This window comes from Collinsella aerofaciens, from assembly GCF_027679495.1.
GTDB classification, from domain to species: Bacteria; Actinomycetota; Coriobacteriia; order Coriobacteriales; family Coriobacteriaceae; genus Collinsella; species Collinsella aerofaciens_AK.
This window is the reverse complement of sequence record NZ_JAQEKC010000022.1, coordinates 16,793-36,534: the sequence shown is the minus strand read 5'-3', so window position 1 is coordinate 36,534 and position 19,742 is coordinate 16,793. Positions and strand designations below refer to the sequence as shown.

14 protein-coding genes are annotated in these 19,742 nt (G+C 61.6%); 9 read left to right on the top strand and 5 right to left on the bottom strand.

Annotation, left to right across the window (positions count from 1 at the left end; translation table 11 throughout):
- Positions 1-382 precede the first annotated feature (382 nt).
- Genes PGW49_RS08225 through PGW49_RS08215 form a run of 3 tightly spaced genes read left to right on the top strand, consistent with a single transcriptional unit; the run spans position 383 to position 4,008 of the window.
- Positions 383-1,984 carry an FAD-binding oxidoreductase gene (locus PGW49_RS08225; RefSeq protein ID WP_138111949.1) on the top strand — a complete coding sequence of 534 codons (1,602 nt, stop codon included), beginning with the start codon at positions 383-385 and terminating at the stop codon, positions 1,982-1,984.
- 2 nt (positions 1,985-1,986) lie between these two features.
- Entirely contained in the window at positions 1,987-2,802 is an 816-nt protein-coding gene (locus PGW49_RS08220) for an electron transfer flavoprotein subunit beta/FixA family protein (RefSeq protein WP_195625015.1), read from the top strand.
- Positions 2,803-4,008 carry an electron transfer flavoprotein subunit alpha gene (locus tag PGW49_RS08215; protein ID WP_270226220.1) on the top strand — a complete coding sequence of 402 codons (1,206 nt, stop codon included), beginning with the start codon at positions 2,803-2,805 and terminating at the stop codon, positions 4,006-4,008.
- Here the strand turns inward: PGW49_RS08215 and PGW49_RS08210 are convergent.
- The gene (locus tag PGW49_RS08210; protein WP_138111958.1) at positions 4,005-4,817 is read right to left on the bottom strand and encodes an HD domain-containing protein; all 813 of its coding nucleotides are present in this window, start codon (positions 4,815-4,817) and stop codon (positions 4,005-4,007) included. The two genes, PGW49_RS08215 and PGW49_RS08210, sit on opposite strands and share 4 nt — an antisense overlap.
- Before the next feature lie 266 nt (positions 4,818-5,083).
- Between PGW49_RS08210 and PGW49_RS08205 the strand changes: the two genes are divergently transcribed.
- Both PGW49_RS08205 and PGW49_RS08200 read left to right on the top strand, forming a co-directional pair.
- Complete coding sequence (locus tag PGW49_RS08205; protein WP_270226219.1) at positions 5,084-6,106, top strand: 2-keto-3-deoxygluconate permease; 1,023 nt, start codon at positions 5,084-5,086, stop codon at positions 6,104-6,106.
- A 226-nt stretch (positions 6,107-6,332) separates the two neighbouring features.
- Positions 6,333-7,436 carry a GGDEF domain-containing protein gene (locus PGW49_RS08200; protein ID WP_270226218.1) on the top strand — a complete coding sequence of 368 codons (1,104 nt, stop codon included), beginning with the start codon at positions 6,333-6,335 and terminating at the stop codon, positions 7,434-7,436.
- A gap of 191 nt (positions 7,437-7,627) precedes the next feature.
- On the opposite strand, the gene PGW49_RS08195 is transcribed toward PGW49_RS08200, so the two are convergent.
- Both PGW49_RS08195 and PGW49_RS08190 read right to left on the bottom strand, forming a co-directional pair.
- Positions 7,628-8,563, bottom strand: a complete 936-nt coding sequence (locus PGW49_RS08195) for a DMT family transporter (RefSeq protein WP_270226217.1) — start codon at positions 8,561-8,563, stop codon at positions 7,628-7,630.
- 101 nt (positions 8,564-8,664) lie between these two features.
- Positions 8,665-12,411, bottom strand: coding sequence for a phosphoribosylformylglycinamidine synthase (locus PGW49_RS08190; protein ID WP_161145019.1), 3,747 nt, complete (start codon positions 12,409-12,411; stop codon positions 8,665-8,667).
- A gap of 184 nt (positions 12,412-12,595) precedes the next feature.
- Between PGW49_RS08190 and PGW49_RS08185 the strand changes: the two genes are divergently transcribed.
- Complete coding sequence (locus PGW49_RS08185; protein WP_138375193.1) at positions 12,596-14,158, top strand: cation:proton antiporter domain-containing protein; 1,563 nt, start codon at positions 12,596-12,598, stop codon at positions 14,156-14,158.
- 345 nt (positions 14,159-14,503) lie between these two features.
- Here the strand turns inward: PGW49_RS08185 and PGW49_RS08180 are convergent, their stop codons facing one another.
- Positions 14,504-15,253, bottom strand: coding sequence for an SDR family NAD(P)-dependent oxidoreductase (locus PGW49_RS08180; protein WP_171021559.1), 750 nt, complete (start codon positions 15,251-15,253; stop codon positions 14,504-14,506).
- A 214-nt stretch (positions 15,254-15,467) separates the two neighbouring features.
- Positions 15,468-16,811, bottom strand: a complete 1,344-nt coding sequence (locus tag PGW49_RS08175) for a homoserine dehydrogenase (protein ID WP_138375194.1) — start codon at positions 16,809-16,811, stop codon at positions 15,468-15,470.
- A 251-nt stretch (positions 16,812-17,062) separates the two neighbouring features.
- Between PGW49_RS08175 and PGW49_RS08170 the strand changes: the two genes are divergently transcribed.
- The 3 genes from PGW49_RS08170 to PGW49_RS08160 all read left to right on the top strand — a co-directional run bounded on the left by PGW49_RS08170 (position 17,063) and on the right by PGW49_RS08160 (position 19,738).
- Positions 17,063-17,314 (top strand): hypothetical protein, encoded by a 252-nt coding sequence (locus PGW49_RS08170; protein WP_270226216.1) that lies wholly within the window; start codon positions 17,063-17,065, stop codon positions 17,312-17,314.
- Between the two features lie 215 nt (positions 17,315-17,529).
- Complete coding sequence (locus tag PGW49_RS08165; protein WP_006234442.1) at positions 17,530-18,717, top strand: ABC transporter substrate-binding protein; 1,188 nt, start codon at positions 17,530-17,532, stop codon at positions 18,715-18,717.
- A gap of 139 nt (positions 18,718-18,856) precedes the next feature.
- Positions 18,857-19,738, top strand: a complete 882-nt coding sequence (locus PGW49_RS08160; RefSeq protein ID WP_040358647.1) for a branched-chain amino acid ABC transporter permease — start codon at positions 18,857-18,859, stop codon at positions 19,736-19,738.
- The last annotated feature ends 4 nt before the right edge of the window (positions 19,739-19,742 follow it).

Here is a 19,742-nt window from a genome sequence, read left to right as displayed (position 1 = left end):
TGGACGCCGGGCCTACTCGCTTCGGTTCGGGCGCTACACCAACTTTCTCGACACTACCGGCCAAAACTTCTATCGGCTTTGGCTGTCGATGCCGACCGTATCAGCCGCAACTTGACCAAAAGCTGACCAAATGCTTGACGGATTGACATCCCCGCAGGTAAAGGGCGGTAAAAAATACTTCAACTTTTTTCGAGCGACATTTTTCGATCGCTGGCGGCGGAACGATATGTGTCAAAAGCATCGCCTGCCGAGGAAACTCGGCCGTTCGCCGAATTGCATGCGCGTAAAAAACCTCAATTATGGAGGCGGTCTCGAACACGTCAACGAAACGATGCGGTAACATCTCCCTGCAAACACTGTAGTTAGCTAAAGGGGAGTCTGCATGTCTGCAACCATCAAACCCTTCACCGATGAGTTCGAGGAATACGGTCGCGACGAGTCTCGCTCGTCGGGCGAGGCTTCGAGCATTTCGTTTCCGACATCGGAAGACGAGGTGCGCGCTATCTTGCGGCAGCTCCATGCCGACGGTGTTTCGGTGACTGTCCAGGGTGCCCGAACGGGCCTCGCTGCCGGCGCCGTGCCTCATGGCGGGCATATCCTCAACACCTCGCGCATGAATCGCTACCTTGGTCTTCGCTGCGATGACGAGGGCCGGTTTCTGCTGCGCGTGGAACCGGGCGTCGTACTGTCGGAGCTGCGCAAACAGCTGGTCAAAAAGGCGCTGCCGACAGGCGGCTGGGACCAGGCGTCGCTTCGGACATACGAGGAGTTCCAAGCTGCCCCCGAGCAGTTCTTTCCCACCGACCCCACCGAGGCATCTGCCTGCCTGGGCGGTATGGCGGCGTGCAACGCCTCCGGCGCCCGCAGCTATGCCTATGGCCCCATGCGTCCGCATGTCACGGGCCTTCACGTTGCCCTGGCGGATGGTGACCTGCTCGAGCTTCACCGCGGTGAGGTTTTTGCTCAGGGCCGTCGCCTTTCACTTGTGACGGCGGAAGGACGTTCGCTTGAGCTCGATCTTCCTGACTACACCATGCCCAAGACCAAAAATGCTTCGGGCTATTATGTTGCGGACGATATGGACGCCATCGATCTCTTTATCGGCGCATGTGGCACGCTCGGCGTTATCACCGAGCTCGAGATCGCCCTGCAGCCTGCTTCCGCGGTTGTGTGGGGCGTGAGCTGCTTTTTCGATAGCGAGGACAAGGCCGTTGCCTTTACCGATTCCGTGCGCCCGGTCCTGTCCCACGCGGCTGCTATCGAGTATTTCGATGCGGGCGCCCTGGATATCCTTCGCCGCCAGCGCGAGCAGTCGACTGCTTTTGCCTCGCTGCCGGCACTCGACGATGAGGCAAAGGTCTGCGTCTACGTGGAGCTCGACTGCGACGACGAGGCACAGGCGACCGAGGAGCTGTACCACTTGGGATGGGTTTTGGAGCTTGCGGGCGGCCGCGACGACGCGACATGGGTTGCGCGCACCGAGGTCGATCGCGAGTGCCAGCGGTTCTTCCGCCACGCGGTTCCCGAGAGCGTCAACATGCTCATCGACGAGCGTCGCCGCACGGACCTCACCATTACCAAGCTGGGTTCGGATATGTCGGTGCCCAATGCACGTCTGGCCGATGTCGTCGCCCTCTATCGTCGCACGCTGGCCGAAAGCGGGCTTGAGTCTGCCGCCTGGGGGCATATCGGCAACAACCATCTGCATGTGAATATCCTGCCGCGCGACGCGCAGGATTATCGCGCCGGCGGCGAGCTCTTTGCCCAGTGGGCGGCCGAGATCACGGCCATGGGTGGTGCCGTCTCTGCCGAGCATGGCGTCGGCAAGATCAAGGCGGGCTTCTTGGAGACGATGTACGGCCACGAGGCCATGGTCGAATCGGCTCGACTCAAGCTCCAACTCGACCCTGCTGGACAGCTCGGCCGCGGCAACCTGTTTTCGGAGAAGCTCTTGGATGAACTCGTTCAGAAAGGGGGCGCGTGAAGATGAGCGAATTCCATATGGTGGTGTGCGTCAAGGCGGTGCCGGGAAGCACCGAGGTCAAGATGGACCCCAAGACCAATACGATTGTGCGTGACGGCAAGCAGGCGGTCATCAGCCCGTTCGATGCAAGCGCTCTGGAATGCGCGCTGTCGCTCAAGGATGACTTTATCGGCTTTGGCATGGATGTGCGCGTGACGGTGGTGTCGATGGGCATCCCCGCGACCGAGTCACTGCTGCGCGACTGCATCGCCCGCGGCGCCGATGACGCGCTGTTGCTGACCGATCGCGCCTTTGCGGGTGCCGATACCTTGGCTACCACCTATGCCCTCAAATGTGGCATCGAGGCGCTCGACGAGGACTTTGACCTGCTCATTTGCGGCAAGATGGCAGTTGATGGCGATACGGCCCAGATTGGTCCCGAGCTTGCCGGAGCCTTTGAGATTCCCTGCGTGACCGACGTGAGTTGCGTGCAGGGCGCGGGCTTTACGACCTGCGGCTCGCTGGCGCTTGTCCACGGCTGTGACGCCGGCGAGGAAACGGTGTATCTGGAGATGCCGTGCGCGATGACGACTGCCAAGGAGATTGGCCAGCTGCGCATGCCGAGTATCGCTGGCATTCGCGCGGCCGAGGAAGCGGACGTGCGCGTGGTCGGCGCTGCCGACGTGAACGCCGACCCCTCGCGTTGCGGTCTTGCCGGTTCGCCGACGCAGGTCGTGCGCTCGTTTGTGCCCGACCGCGACCAAACGTGTGAGACTGTTGAGGGCACGGCGTCCGAGCAGGCGGCAAAACTCGCCAAGATTATCGAGGGGATGGCATAGATGAGCGGACTGATTATCGATGGCGAAGCCTGCATTGGCTGCGGTCGCTGCGTTCGCGCCTGCGCCTCGGGCGGTATTGTGGTGGAGGGCGAGCGTCCCAATCGCTGTGCCCGCGTAACCGACGGCTGCATCCTGTGCGGCGGGTGCGTCGACGCCTGCCCCGTCAACGCTATTTCGATCGAGCGCGATGAGACCACCGGTGCGGTAGACCTTGACGCATATCGAGACATTTGGGTCTTCGTGCAAACTGACGAGCACGATGCCGTGGCATCCGTGGCCTTCGAGCTCGTGGGCAAGGGCCGCGAGCTTGCCGATGCGCGCGGCTGTCGCTTGGTGGCGCTGGTCGGCATGGGCCCCGAGGGCTCGCTCGGGGACCTGGAGCATCTGGTTTGCGCCGGTGCGGACGAAGTTCTGGTCTGTCGTGACGAGCGCCTGCGTCAGAACGACGCGGAGGTCTATGCTCGTCTCATCTGCGATTTGGTAGCCGAGCGCAAGCCCGAAGCCATTCTGTACGGTGCGACCGCCTTTGGCCGCGAGTTGGCGCCTGGCGTTGCCGTGCGCCTGCAGACGGGCCTTACGGCCGACTGCACCGTGCTTTCGATGGATACGGAAACGGGCTTGCTGCAGCAGACGCGCCCGGCGTTTGGCGGCAACTTGATGGCCACCATCATTTGCCCCAATCAGCGTCCCCAGATGGCAACGGTGCGTCCCGGTATCTTTGGAGCGCCCGAGTTTGACTACAGCCGCTCTGGCACGATTACCCAGGCATTCCTTGCGGAAGACGCCAAGGCTCGTGTCGAGATTTCGATTCCCGCTGAGGAATGGGGCCAGCAGGCTTCGATTGCCGATGCCGAGCGTCTAGTTGTTGTGGGTCGCGGTATCGGCTCCAAGAAAAACCTACCCTTGATGCGAAAGCTCGCCGAAGCCCTGGGTGCCGAGCTCGGCTGCACACGACCCGTCGTGGAGGCGGGCTGGCTGGAGTATCGCCACCAGATTGGCCAGACGGGCGTGTCGGTTTCACCCAAGCTCCTCGTGAGCATTGGTGTCTCGGGTGCCATCCAGCATCTTGCCGGCATCGGTGGGGCGGAGTGCATTATCGCCATCAATGAGGACCCGGATGCCCCCATCTTTGGCGCCGCCCAGTACAAGGTCGTCGGCGACGCCGTCGAGGTCGTTGAGGAGCTCCTGGCCCAGCTCGAGCGCTAGGCGCCGGCTAGCCAGGCTCGCATCTCTTTCTTTAGGCGCTCCCAGGTCGCCTGCGTGGCGGGATCGGTAAAGGGGCGCACAATGCCAAAGGGCGCGTCGAGCAGGCGGTAGATATCGCCCTGCTCGCGCGCCAGCGCGCGGCTTGCGGGGTAGACGAGCTCAAACATAAAGCAGATGAGCCCCACCAAGTAGTCGGCCGGCTCATCGCGTTCGTCGCGTGCGACGCAGCGGTGTTCGGCAAAGGCGACAAGCGCCGGTGCCGAGAAGTGGCTGGCGAGAAATGTATCCTCATCAACCTTGAGGATGGTGTCGACGGTGCTGTCGGCGATGGTGCGCATAATGTCGATCTTGTCGCCATCGCGCACGATATCGCAGAAGCGCCGTGTGCGTGTGTCGAGCTGTGCAGGTAGGCGGAAATCGCTGTGATAGGCAATGCTTGCGCGGATGAGCTCGTCATGTGCATCGGTTTCGATAAAGTCACGGATGTTTGTCGTGGCGGGTGCGTCGGCGGGATGTTTGCCAAAGAGGACCTCGACGCCGAGCGCCGCATGGCTCATGCTCTCGGCGTCCTTAAAGGTGTCCCAGCGTCGCAGCTGTTCAAAGCGGCCCATATCGTGTAGCAGGCCGCAAAGCCATGCCAGGTCAATATCCTCTGGCACCCAGCCCTGTTCGCGTGCCACGGCGTCGCATGTCTCGGCCACATGATAGGTATGTTCGATCTTGAGGGCGATACGCGGGTTGGCGGCATCGTAGGCATCGGTATAGGTTTTAAAGGCCTCGGACGCCCGAGCTCGATCGATAGCTGTCATAATGACTTCCTTACAGATACGTCTTTCGATCCGGTGGCAATTGTAGGCGAACTTTATTGCCGCAGGTTGATATTTCTGCTGCGTCTCGGGCATCGTGTTCTATATCGTTTTGAGCCTCATATAAGAGCGGGGCACGTTTGGCGTCCCGGCCTAACGAATCGAATTTCTCACTGAGCTGGTCTGCTTCTTCTGGTACCATGATCAAACTTTACTGTAGCAAAGTATGACGTGGTCTTTTGTTCCGCGTCAGCGGAAATGGGGGTTTCATGGCACAGGGAGCGACCGCCAACGAGCAAAAGAAATTCAAAGTCCCGCGTATCCCGGGCGACATCATGATCTATCCCATGATCGTTGGCCTTTTGCTCAATACCTTCTGCCCGCAGGTCTTTGAGGTCGGCGGCTTCTTTACGGCTGCCTGCCGCGGCGGCTCCAACACCATCGTTGCCGCGATCTTGCTGTTCGTGGGCGCCGGCATCAGCTTTAAGTCCACGCCGGGCGCCATCAAGACCGGCATCGTCGTGCTGATTCCTAAGCTTGTAGTGGCAGCCGCGCTGGGTCTGGGCGTCGCGTACTTCTTTAACGATAACTTTTTAGGCCTGAGCTCGGTTTCCATCATCGGCGGCATTACGTTTTGCAACATGGCGCTCTATACGGGCATCATGGGCGAGTTCGGCGATGAGTCCGAGCAGGGCGCTGTCGGTATCCTGTTCTTTACGGCCGGCCCCGCCGTCACGATGATCATCCTTGGTGTTTCGGGTCTCGCCAACATCCCCGTCGGCACCATCATCGGATCCATCCTGCCGCTTGTTATCGGCATGGTCCTGGGCAACTTGTTCCCGTTTATCAAGAACCTGCTGGTTCCCGGCGCCAATCCCGCGATCGCTGTAATTGGTTTTCAGCTCGGTGCGTCCATGAGCCTTTCGAGCTTCATCGCCGGTGGCATTTCGGGCATCCTGCTGGGCCTCATCACGCTCTTTATCGTCGGTCCCATTACCTTTGCCTTCGAGCGCCTGTGTGGCGGCAATGGTAAGGCGGCTGTGGCATGTTCCACCATTGCCGGCACGGCCATGACCACGCCGGTCGCCCTCGCCGAGGTCGCTCCGCGCTATGCCGAGCTTGCGCCCACCGCGTACGCCCAGATCGCCACCGCCGTCATCATCACGGCAATCATGGCTCCGATTCTGACCGGCTGGGTCGACAAGAAGTTCTGTCAAGGCAAGGAGGATCTGTCGCCTGCCGGTGTCGAGGCCATCGAGGAAGCCGTCGCGACCGACATCGATGGCGAGTAGCAATCGATACCCATCAATGATTCCGGCGTGCAACTCGCGCCGTTTGAGCGCCCGAACGAGAGCTGTCTTGCAGTGACGTTCGGTCGCTCTGCTATTATTCCCCTTACTCCTGCGGAGTAGGGGGTGTTTGTTGCCCAGATTCGAATTGGGCGATTCTGGCCACTTAGATATTGAAGGGATGGCGCTAGTGGTTAAGGCACTCAAGATAGAGATATTCGTGCTATGCATGATTGTTCTTATCGGGCTTGCCGCACGAAGCCGCCGCTCCTTGTTCTCGAGCACCCAGCAGCTCTTGTTTAGCATGCTCGGCTACACCTCCGCTGCCTACATTTTCTTCGATATGATCTGGACGCTCTCGGACGGCGTGAGCACTCCTGTAGGCATCACGGCCAACTGGATTTCCAACGCGGTCTCGTTTTCGCTGTTCGCCATCGCGTGCCTCATTTGGTTTTTGTATTCCGAGACAGTGCAGGGCTCTCGCCTTTTGTCCGCGCGCTATAGGGTGGTGCTTGTAGCGTTGCCTACGGCTCTGGTGGTCGTGCTGGCGTTTGCCAGTTACTGGACGCACGCCCTGTTCTATATCGATTCGCAGGGCGTGTATCGTCGCGGAGCGCTTTATATGATTCAACCTATCGTTAGCTACTGCTACGTTATATATACGTCCTTGCATGCCTTTATTCAGGCTCGAAAAGTCGAAAGTCTGCAAAAGAAGGCCATTTATCGCACCCTCGCCTTTTTTGCGGTTCCCGCTCTGGTGGGCGGTACCTTCCAGGTTTTGTTTTCGGTACCGGGCCTTTGTGTCGGTATAACGCTGAGCATCCTGCTGCTCTACATCATCTACCAGGAGCAGCTGATCTCGACCGACCCGTTGACTGGCCTTAACAATCGCAACCGTTTTGAGACCTATATGCTGTCGCTCTTTTCAAATGTGGATCAGGCCGAAGATGTATATCTGCTTATGATGGACGCCGACGGCTTTAAGCAGATTAACGATCGCTATGGGCATGTGGAGGGCGACCATGCTCTTCAGGTCATATCTGCTGCGCTCAAAGAGGTCTGCTCGGCGTCAGGTGGCTTTATCGCGCGTTATGGCGGCGATGAGTTCGTGGTGCTCCAGAAGGCTGCGGCGGAACAGGACATCATAGACCTGTGTTCGGCGATTAACGACGAGCTCGCTCGTGCCGAGGTGCCGTATGCATTGCGGATGTCCATCGGTTACGGGCGGGTCGGCGATAGTGTTGATACCTGGCAAGACTTACTTCGCGCTTCCGATGCGGAGCTCTACCGCGTCAAGGTCGAGAAAAAGAAAGCCGGCGTCCAGATACGCTAGAAAAAAGGGGCGCACGACCGTTGCGATGGTCATGCGCCCCTTTTGCGTTTGTGGGGGCCACCGGCCATGATGCCCAGGCGCGATGCGGCAAGACGGGCATCTGCTGCCGCGACTCGGTACGAAATCAACGAGAACCAGTGCACTCCATTAAGCTAAAGTGTGCGAACGCCCTCTCTAAAAAGGTGAGTTCGTTAGGCTTTTTTGGGTTTGTTGACGATGATGATGCCGCCGCAGACCAACAGCAGGGCAACGATGACGGTAACGGGGCTCGTGTCAGCGCCCTCGCCGAGCAGCAGCGCGCTCAGCAGCACACCAAAGACGGGGTTCATAAAACCAAAGACCGAGACGCGGCTGACGGGGTTGACGGCAAGCAGGCGCGACCACAGCGAGTAGGCGACCGCGGAGATAAGCGCCATGTAGATGATGAGCGTGATGGCGGGGGCAATCGCCGTGGGGGAGAGCGCGCCACCCATCAAAAAGCCGATGGCGGTGAGGGCCAGGCCGCCGACCAAGAACTGCCACCCGGCAAGCAAAACGCCGTCGTGCTCGCGCGAGAAGATGCCGATCAGGCAGGTCGAAAGGGCACCCGCGACGGTGGAGGCCAGGATGAAGCCCTCGCCGTCGAGCGTAAAGCCAAAGGTGCCGTCCGCGCCCGAAAGGTTGACGAGCGCGACGCCGGCAAAGCCCAGTACGCAGCCGAGCACCTTGGCCGTATTGAGCTTCTCGGTGCGAAACGCCAGAGCGGCAAAGAGGATGGCTAGGAAGTTGGCGCTGGCCTCGATGATGGAACTCGACATGGCACTGGCGCGCGAGAGTCCCAGGTAGAAAAAGAAGTACTGCCCGATAGTCTGGAAGAGCGACAGGATACATATGGGCTTGATATCACGCGCTTGCGGAACGAGCGGACGGCGCTGGGCCACGCTCATGCCAACAATGACCAGCATGCCGGCAAGGGTGAAGCGCAGACCGGCGAAGAGCAGCTGCGAGGCGCTGTCGTGCGCCGGGATGCCAAAGAGGCCGTAGCCGATTTTGATGCAGGGGAAAGCCGACCCCCAGAGCGCGCAGCAAACGAGGCAGCCCAGGATGAGTCCGGGCAGGGTGGCGAGATACGGCTTGCGGCTTTCCATGATGTTCTTCTCCTATACGCGCGAAGCAAAAAAGAACCCGCCACCGGGCGTGCCGGTGGCGGGTGTTGTTACCCGAGGGGATTGTACCCGATGGGAACGTATTAAGCGAAGTAGGCTACGCCGCTCTCAAAGATCGGCATGAATTTGTCGCCGGGGACATGCTCGGGCACGTTGCAGTACAGGTTGTCGCCGCGACGCTCGGCATGGCCCATCTTGCCCAGGACACGGCCGTCGGGGCTCGTGATGCCCTCGATGGCGAGTGCGGAGCCGTTGGGGTTGACGGAAAGGTCCATGCTGGGTTTGCCGTTCTCGCCCACGTACTGCGTGGCGACCTGGCCGTTGGCGATCAGCTGGGCGAGCACTTCGTCATTGGCGACAAAGCGGCCCTCGCCGTGGCTGATGGCGACGGTATAGGGGTCGTCCAGGCTGCACTGCGACAGCCACGGGGACAAGTTGGACGAGATGCGGGTGCGCACCAGACGGCTCTGGTGGCGACCGATGGTGTTGAACGTCAACGTGGGCGCATCGGGCGTGGCGTCGACGATGTCGCCGTAGGGCACCAGGCCGAGCTTGATCAGGGCCTGGAAGCCGTTGCAGATGCCCAGCATCAGGCCATCGCGGGCCTTGAGCAGGTCGCGGACTGCCTCGGTGACCTCGGGAGCGCGGAAGAACGCCGTGATGAACTTGGCAGAGCCGTCGGGCTCGTCGCCGCCCGAGAAGCCGCCGGGGATCATAACGATCTGGCTTGCACGGATGCGGCGGGCAAGCTCGTGGGTGCTCTCGGCGACGGCCTCGGGCGTGAGGTTGTTGATCACGAAGGTGTCGGCCTCGGCACCGGCGGCACGGAAGGCGCGGGCGCTGTCGTACTCGCAGTTGTTGCCGGGGAACACGGGGATGATCACGCGCGGGCGGGCGATCTTGGCGCCGCCGTACACGTGGATATCCTTGGCGCGGAAGTCGATGGTCTCGACCTCGGGGGTCTCGCCGGCGCTGCGGTAGGCGAAGACGCCCTCGATGCCGCTCTCCCAGGCCTCCTGGAGCTCGGCGAGCTCGATGACCTCGGAGCCGGTGTCGATGACATAGCCCTCGACGGTGGTGCCCAGGGGCTCGACGACAACGCCGTCGGCGACCTCGGGCAGCTCGGCGTCCTCGGCGAGCTCGACGATAAAACTGCCGTAGAGCGGGGTGAAGAGGCTCTCCACGTCTACATCCTCGGCAAGCTCGATACCGATCTGGTTACCGACGCACATCTTAAAGAGGCTCTCGGCGCCGCAGCCGTAGCCGGGCGTGGATATGGCCAGGGCGTTGCCGGTAGCAGTGAGCGCCTCGACGGCGTCAAACGCGGCGAGCAACTGCTGGGCGTCGGGACGGTAGTCCTCGCCATAGGTGGCGGGGGCGATGCGGACGACGCGGTGCGTGAGGCCCTTGAACTCGGGCGAGACGGCGCGGGCGGCCTTGCCCACGGCGACGGCGAAGCTGATCAGGGTCGGCGGAACGTTGAGCTCGCCGGTCTCGTCCTCAAACGAACCGCTCATGGAGTCCTTGCCGCCGATGGCGCCGGCACCCAGGTCGACTTGGGCCATGAGGGCGCCCAGGACGGCTGCCGTGGGCTTGCCCCAGCGCTCGGCCTCGGTGCGCAGACGCTCGAAGTACTCCTGGAAGGAGAGATAGGCGCGCTTGTGCTCAAAGCCGGCAGCCACGAGCTTGGCGATGGACTCGACCACGGACAGGTAGGCGCCCGCAAACTGGTCGGCCTCCATCAGATAGGGGTTGAAGCCCCATGCCATGGCACTCGCCGTGGTGGTCTCGCCGCCCACGGGGAACTTGGCGACCATGGCCGAGCTGGGGGTGAGCTGCGTCTTGCCGCCAAAGGGCATGAGCACGGTCGCGGCGCCGATGGTGGAGTCGAAGCGCTCGGAAAGGCCCTTGTTGGAAGCGACGTTGAGGTCGGTGACGAGCGAGGTCATGCGCTCGGCGAGCGTGGTGCCGGCCCAGCTGGGCTGCCACACGCTACGGGCGCACACGTGGGCGACCTGGTGCTTGGGTGCGCCGTTGGAGTTGAGGAACTCGCGGGACAGGTCGACGATAGCGACGCCGTTCCAGGCCATGCGCATGCGCGGCTCAGCGGTAACCTCGGCGATAACGGTCGCCTCCAGGTTCTCCTCGGCGGCGTAGCCCATGAACTCCTCGACGTCACCGTCGGCGACGGCGCAGGCCATGCGCTCCTGGGACTCAGAGATAGCGAGCTCGGTGCCGTCCAGGCCGTCGTACTTCTTGGTCACGGTGTCCAGGTCGACATACAGGCCGTCGGCAAGCTCGCCCACGGCGACCGAGACGCCGCCGGCGCCAAAGTCGTTGCAGCGCTTGATCAGACGGCAGGCGTCGCCGCGGCGGAACAGACGCTGCAGCTTGCGCTCGACAGGGGCGTTGCCCTTCTGGACCTCGGCACCCGAGGTCTCGATGGACTCGGTGTTCTGGGTCTTGGAGGAGCCGGTGGCGCCACCGATGCCATCGCGGCCGGTGCGGCCGCCCAGCAGGATGATCTTGTCGGTGGGGGCGGGGCACTCGCGACGAACGTGGTTTGCCGGGGTAGCGCCCACGACGGCGCCAACCTCCATGCGCTTGGCCACGTAACCGGGGTGATAGAGTTCGTTGACCTGACCGGTGGCAAGGCCGATCTGGTTGCCGTAGCTGGAGTAGCCGGCGGCGGCAGTGGTCACGAGCTTGCGCTGCGGCAGCTTGCCCTCGAGCGTCTCGGAAACCGGGACGGTGGGGTCACCGGCGCCGGTGACACGCATGGCCTGGTACACGTAGCTGCGGCCCGAGAGCGGGTCGCGGATGGCGCCGCCCACGCAGGTGGCGGCACCGCCGAAGGGCTCGATCTCGGTCGGGTGGTTGTGGGTCTCGTTCTTAAACAGGAACAGCCAGTCCTGGTCCTCGCCGTCGACATCGACCTTCACCTTGACGGTGCAGGCGTTGATCTCCTCGGACTCGTCGACATCGGTCATGACGCCGGTCTTCTTAAGGTACTTGGCGCCGATGGTGCCCATGTCCATGAGGCAGACGGGCTTGGCGTCGCGGCCGAGTTCGTGGCGCATCTCCATGTAGCGGTCGAAGGCTTGCTGCACCACGGCGTCGTCGATCGTCACGTCGTCCAGGACGGTGCCGAAGGTGGTGTGGCGGCAGTGGTCGGACCAGTAGGTGTCGATCACGCGGATCTCGGTGATGGTGGGGTCGCGGTCCTCATCGCGGAAGTACTGCTGGCAGAAGGCGATGTCTGCCTCGTCCATGGCAAGGCCGCGATCGGCGATAAAGGCGGCAAGGCCGGCCTCGTCGAGCTTGCGGAAGCCGTCGAGCACCTCGACGGGCTGGGGCTCGGGAGTCTCCATGTACAGCGTCTCGGGCAGGTCGAGCGAGGCGATGCGCGCCTCGACGGGGTTCACCACGTAGTGCTTGATGGCATCGATGGCGGCCTCGTCCAGAGCGCCCGAGATCATATAGACCTTGGCGGAGCGCACAGCGGGGCGCTCGCCCTGGCTGATGAGCTGCACGCACTCGCTGGCGGAGTCGGCGCGCTGGTCAAACTGGCCAGGCAGGAATTCGACGGCAAAGACGGCGCCATCGCTTGCGGGGAGTTCGTCGTAGGTCACATCGACCTGGGGCTCGCTAAAGACGGTCGGCACGCAGGAGCGGAAAAGCTCCTCGTCGATGCCCTCGACGTCGTAGCGGTTGATGATCCTCAGGGCCTCGATGCCCTTGATGCCGAGAATTTCGGTCAGCTCGCCCTTGAGCTGCTGAGCCTCGACGTCGAACCCGGGTTTCTTCTCCACGTAGATACGAGAGACCATTGGTTCCTGCCTTCCTGATCGGTTGGGCGTACGGTACGGTATGCGGCAGCGGTCGGTTTACGGGACAAGCCTCGCGGTCGCCTTGAGCCACATGTTTGTAAACCTCACTATGATACGACAGCTCGCGGCGCGTTGAGGACGGCGAGGGTGCTACAGTGAAGCGCAAACAAGAGAAAGGCATCACATGGCATTCGTTTCGCTCGCCATCATCGCACTCGTGGCCTTTGCGAGTCCTTTTATCGCCTCGGCGATTCCCGGAAAACCCGTTCCCGAGACGGTCTTTTTGCTCGTGCTCGGCGCGGTGCTGGGACCCCATATGCTCGGCGTCATCCATGTAGATGCCGAGGTCTCGCTTGTGTCCGAGCTGGGCCTGGCCTTCTTGTTCCTGCTTGCCGGCTTTGAGATCGACCCCAAGAGCATCACGGGCGTCGAGGGGCGCTACGGCTTGGCGACGTGGGTCGTCACGTTTGGTATCGCCTGGCTTGCCGTACGCTTTACCCCGTGGTTCTCGGTCAGTCATTTCGACGGTATCGCCGTGACGCTTGCCCTCACTTCGACGGCGCTCGGTACGCTCGTGCCCATCATGCGTGAGCGCTCGCTCACCGGCACGCGCGTGGGCGACTCGATTCTCGCGTATGGCACTTGGGGTGAGCTCGGCCCTGTGCTTGCCATGTCGGTGCTGCTGTCTGCCCGCACCGGCATCCAAACGCTTGTGATCCTTGGCTTGTTTGCGGTGGTCTGCGTGTTGCTGGCCGTGGTCCCGAGCCGCTCCAAGCGCGTCGGCAGCCGCTTCTTTGCGTTTGTCGAGGAACGTGCCGATACCACGTCGCAGACCTTCGTGCGCCTGACGGTGCTCATCCTGGTCACACTCGTGGCGTTCTCGGCTGTCTTTGATCTCGACATCGTGTTGGGTTCTTTTGCCGCCGGCTTTGTCCTGCGCTACATCATCCCCGAGGGCAACCATACGCTCGAGACCAAGCTCGACGGCCTGGCCTACGGCTTTTTGATTCCGGTATTCTTTACCGTATCGGGCGCAAAGATCAATCTGACGGCCGTGGCGTCGCGCCCGGGTCTGCTCGTGGGCTTTATCGTGGCGTTGTTGATTATTCGTGCCGTTCCCATTCTCATCTCTATGAGCATTTGTCCTGCGACGCGCGATGTGTCGGCGTATGGTCGCATTACCGTGGCCCTGTACTGCACCACGGCCCTGCCGATCATCGTTGCCGTGACAAGCGTTGCCGTCAACGCGGGCGCGCTGTCGCAAGATATTGCGTCGGTCATGGTTGCCGCCGGTGCCATCACGGTGTTCTTGATGCCGTTGCTCGCGCAGCTCTTCTACCGCGTGGTCGACGCCGCGCCGGTCGCCGCCGTGGCAGAAGTTGCCGAGCATCCATCCGATGCGCTCGACATCCTGCGCGCCCATCACGATTTGGCGAGCCTGCTCGCACGTGAGCACGAGCTGCTGACTTCGCATGGCCATGGTCGCGTATTCGAGGGCTTGCCTACGCTCGATACGATTGCCGAGCGTCTTTCCGCCGAGGCGGCGAGCGGCCATATCGATGCCCGTATTGTGGACGCGGCACATCTTCTTGCCGATAAGACCTATGGAGACGAGGTCGACCCGTCCGAGCTGACTCCGCGCGAGCGTCGCCGCCTGGAGCGCGCCAAGCTCGCCGTGCGCGAATACCGCCGCCGCATGCTGGAGCTCTATGCAAGAGAAGAAGCCGAGGACGACGACGGCAAGTAGTCGATACTCTCTCGGGGAAGCCGCGTCCTGCTTTGAAGGCTCGGAACGGGATGTGGTTTCCGAAACGGGGGCCGTTGGGAAACTGTGTCCCGGAATGGGCGCTCAGAGTGGGATGCAGTTTCCGCGAGAGACCCGTTGCGGAAACGGTATCCCAGAATCGGCGTTCAAAACGGGGCGCTCTTTCCGAAACATGGCCCTGAGGGAAGCTGCGTCCCGGTCTGAGTCGGAATTCCGGGACACAGCTTCCCTTTCAAACAGAAGAAGGCGCGCTGCCTGCAGTTGATGCAGACGGCGCGCCTTCTTTGTTGGACTATGTTGAGGCTGGGAGCTGAGGCTTGTGGTCCCTTAAGAGCGGGCGGCTCCGTCGACGGGGAGCACGGCGCCCGTGACATAGGAGGACATGTCGCTCGCTAGGAAAACGAAGGCGTTGGCGACGTCCTCGGGCTCGCCCATGCGGCCGAGCGGAATGGTGGCGATGATGGGCTTGATGACCTCTTCGGGAAGGTTGGCGACCATATCGGTCTTGGTCACGCCGGGAGCGACAGCGTTGACGCGAATGCCCATGGGGGCGAGCTCGCGCGAGAGCGACTGGACCATACCGTTGACGGCGAACTTGGACGTGGGATAGCCAACGCCGGAGGGCTGACCGTACTTGGCGACCATCGAGCTCGTGGTGGTGATGGTGCCGCCGTGGCCTGCCTCGGCCATAATCTTGGCAGCGGCTTGGTGGCCGTTAAAGACGGCGACGACGTTGAGGTCCATGACCTTGGCGAACTCTTCGGCCGTGTACTCCAGAAGCGGCGAGCGCTGGGAGATGCCGGCGTTGTTAACGACCGTGTCCAGGCCACCCATGTCGGCGGCTGCCTCGGTAAAGGCCTCGGTTACGGCCTCGAGCGAGGTGAGGTCGCAGGTGCGGCCCCAGACCTTGGCCTCGGGATAGGCTGCGGCCAGCTTTTCAACGGCGGCGTCGGCAGTCTCCTGACGCGAGCCAAAGACCGTGACGGCGGCGCCCTCCTCGATAAAGCGACAGGCGATGGCATAGCCGATACCGCGCGTGCCTCCGGTGATGATTGCTTTCTTGCCCTCGAGCAACATGGTGCTTCCTCTCATCGCGGGCGGACATTCGCAGCACAGCGTAGCGGTAGCCGGAATCGGTCGCGTCTGCATATCGGTGAACGGTAGCCCGCGTTACCGATGAGCGGTTCGCGCAAATGTACTCTGCCGTTGTGCTTGGGGCAGGAGACAAAAGGGCTCCCGTCCCACATCGGACGGGAGCCCTCAAAGCGTGTATTGCTAGGCAAGCGTTGGATTAGTTGGCCATAACACCTTCGGTCCAGGCCTCGACGTCCTCGATACGCAGGACGTTGGCGACCTCGGCCACGCAGTCGACACTGGCAAGCTCGGCGGCGGCAGCCTGGACGTCCTTCTCGAGTGCGCGGTGCGTCAGGAAGATGACCGAGCAGGCATCGCTGACGCCCGACTTGCCGTCCTCGACCTGGTTGATGAGCGAGATCGAGATGTTGTGCTTGGCAAAGATGTCGACCGTCTCGGACAGGGCGCCCACGCGGTCGGCGACCTTCAGACGCACATAGTACTTGGTCTGGAGTTCGTCCATGGGCTTAAAGGCGAGGTTGTGACCATAGGGCTCAATCTCGGGAAGCGGAGCCACGCCGCGGCTGATCTGCTCGGAGAGCGACAGGATATCGCCCACGACGGCGCTTGCGGTGGGGAAGGAGCCTGCGCCGGCACCGTAGAACATGGTTTCGCCCACGGCGTCACCCACCACGTAGACGGCGTTCATGGCGCCGTTGACCTTGGCGAGCATGTGGTCGGCGGGGATCAGCGTGGGATGCACGCGGACGTCGACGCCGGCGTCGGTGTTGCGGGCGATGCCGAGCAGCTTAATGGTGTAGCCGAGTTCGCGTGCCTGGGCGATGTCCTCGGCGCCGATGGTACGGATGCCCTGCTGGTATACGTCGTCGGTGGTCACACGGGTGCCAAAGCCGATGGAGGCGAGGATCGCCGTTTTGCTGGCGGCGTCGAAGCCGTCGACGTCGGCGGACGGGTCGGCCTCGGCATAGCCCTTGGCCTGCGCGTCGGCGAGCACGTCGGCGTAATCGGCACCCTCGGCGTCCATGCGCGACAGGATGTAGTTGGTGGTACCGTTGAGAATACCGGCGATGGTCAGGATCTTGTTGCCCACCAGGTCGTGCTCAAGCGTGCTCACGATGGGGATGCCGCCGCCGCAGCTGGCCTCGCACTTAATCTGCACGCCGCACGCGCGTGCCTTCTCGGCAAGCGTCTCGACGTGACGGCCCAGTAGGGCTTTGTTGGCAGAGACGACGTGCTTGCCGTGCTCAAAGGCAGTGGTGAAGATCTCGGTTGCGGGATGCTCACCGCCGATCAGCTCGACGACGATGTCGACGGCGGGGTCGCTGACGACGTCGTGCCAGTCACTCGTAAAGGCCTCGCGCTCAATGCCTGCCGCCTCGGCCTGCTCCCAAGCAAGCGCGCAGGCGCGGGTCAGCTTAAGGTCGATGCCGTAGGCTGCCAGGTACTCATCGTGGTGGCTCTTGATCAGACGGGCCACGCCGCCGCCGACGGTTCCCAGACCGATCAGACCGACGTTCACGGTGCGCAGGGGTTCGCTCATAGATAGCTCCTTCGTGCATCTTATGGATGGATTAACCGCTTAAAGGTTGAGTGCATTCTAGCGTGAACCGAGGGCGCGTGCTCGCTAGGCAACAGGAGTCGCACAAAACGGCACCCCCGAAACGCTGCGGAAACATTGGAAACATGCTCGCTACAAACGAACTTCCGTAACAAACTGTCAACGTTTGCACCATAAGGTTTGCCCCGTACCGCAAGACGGCCGCACTGCGGCCAGCGAAAAAGGGGGACACCATGTTTAGCATCAACAACGTACTTAACCGCAGGAGTTTCCTTGTCGGAGCCACGCTTATTTTTGCCCCGATCTATTACACCCCAGCGTCCGTTTTGCTCAAGAACGCCAAGGACATGAGCTACGACATGGCACTAATGGGTGTCGACGGCATGGACAGCCTATGTGATCCAGGACGGCAAGTACATCGCCGCCTAAGTGCGCATAAAGCGCGACCGGTGAGGCCGTTTTATTCAGGGCAGGGACGCCTGTAACAGAACGGAAACATTACTTTCACACAATAAAGTGGCATTACTGCATAAAGTAATAGAAATACGCAGAATTATGGATAAATGAACAAATCCAAAGAAAAGTTGAAATAATCGCCACTTTCCTTAACTAAGGCGTCTAGTATTTTGCGAACGCCGAACACGGCGAAGGATGGCCTGTCGGGTAACCGAAACCCGACGAGATTTGAGAGGAGAGCCGCATGTCGAGCCTCACCGGTAAGTCATTGAACCCTGTTATGAATCGCAGGAGCGTTATCGCGAGCGCAGCAGGTCTGGGGGCGATGTCCATTCTGGCTGGCTGCTCCTCCAACGGCGGCGACAGCGGTTCCGCTTCGAGCGACGCTTCGTTTAAGATCGGTACCATCGGCCCGCTGACCGGCGCCAACGCGTCCTACGGCAAGTCCGTTACCCAGGGTGTCGAGCTTGGCTGCAAGGATTTCTCGACCAAGGAGCTGCCGCTTGCCAGCAAGGCCGAGGATGACCAGGCCGACGGCGAGAAGGCCGTCAACGCCTTCAACACCCTGCTCGACTGGGGCATGCAGGCCCTCGTCGGCCCGACCACCACGGGTGCGTCGGTTGCCGTTGCCGCCGAGTGCGGTAACGACCCCAAGACGTTCATGATCACCCCGTCCGCGTCCTCCGAGGACGTCACCGACGGCAAGGATTGCGTCTTCCAGGTTTGCTTCACCGACCCCAACCAGGGTGTCAACGCTGCCAAGTTCCTGGCGCAGAAGTATGCGGACGAGAAGTTCGTGCTGTTTTATAACTCCGGCGACGCCTATTCTTCGGGCATCGCAGATTCCTTTAAGGCCCAGGCCGCTGAGTCCAAGCTCGAGATTGTTGACGAGGAGACCTTTAAGGACGACTCCGCCACGAGCTTTACCAACCAGCTGACCAAGGCCAAGCAGGCCGGCGCCACCATGATCTTTGCGCCGATCTACTACACGCCGGCGTCCGTCCTGCTCAAGAACGCCAAGGACATGGGCTACGACGTCAAGATGATGGGCTGCGACGGCATGGACGGCATCCTGGGCGTTGAGGGCTTCGATACCTCTCTTGCTGAGGGTCTGCTGCTCATGACCCCGTTCTCCGCCGACGACGAGAAGAACGCCGACTTCGTTAACGCATACAAGGATAAGTACGGCGATACCCCCGACCAGTTTGCCGCTGACGCCTACGACGGCGTGCACGCGGTGGCCGAGGCCGTCAAGGAGGCCGGTCTTGGTGTCGACGCCGATCCGACCGAGGTCGCCGAGAAGCTGTCCAAGGCTATGCTCAAGATTACCGTTGACGGTCTGACCGGCAAGCTCACCTGGAACGATAAGGGCCAGGTCCAGAAAGAGCCCACGGCGTACGTCATCACCGACGGCAAGTACGTACAGGCCTAATTGGCCGCCTTACATAGAGCGGTTTTGATCCCAAGCAGGGGAGGTTTTGGCCTTCCCTGCTTGCTTGGTATCTAGGGACAGTGTAACGTCCCTGTTTCATACATTAACTGGAAACCTATTCGAAAGGGGGATGTGGAACATGACGGTCTTTATCCAATACCTGGTCAACGGCCTGTCCATGGGCAGCGTCTACGCCATCATCGCGTTGGGCTACACCATGGTCTACGGTATCGCCAAGATGCTCAACTTCGCTCACGGCGATGTCATCATGGTCGGTGCCTATGTCTCGTTCTGCGCCACGTCGTATCTCGGCCTCCCGGGCTGGGCATCTGTAGTTCTCTCTTGTGTGGTCTGCACGGTTCTCGGTGTTCTCATTGAGGGTCTGGCCTATAAGCCACTGCGCCAAGCAGGCCCGCTGGCCGTTCTGATCACGGCCATCGGCGTGTCTTACTTCCTGCAGAACGCCGCGCAGCTTCTGTGGGGCGCCACGCCCAAGAACTTCACTTCGCTCGTCACCTTCCCGGTGCCGGAGTTCTTGGCCAAGTTTAACGTAAGCGCCGTCTCGCTCGTCACCATCGTCGCCTGCCTGGTTATCATGGCCGGCCTGATGTTCTTTACAGGTAAGACCAAGATGGGCAAGGCCATGCGCGCCGTGTCCGAGGACAAGGCCGCCGCTCAGCTCATGGGCATCAACGTCAACCGCACCATCTCGATGACGTTTGCCATCGGCTCCGCCCTCGCTGCCATCGCCGGCGTGCTCCTGTGCTCCTACTCGCCGGTCCTGCAGCCCACCACGGGCGCCATGCCTGGCATCAAGGCCTTCGACGCTGCCGTTTTCGGCGGCATCGGCTCCATCCCCGGTGCCTTTGTCGGCGGCATTCTCATCGGCATCATCGAGGCAATGGCGCAGGCTTACATTTCCACGAGCCTTGCCAACTCCATCGTCTTTGGTGTTTTGATCATCGTCCTGCTCGTCAAGCCTGCCGGCCTCTTGGGCAAGTACGTTCCCGAGAAGGTATAGGTGA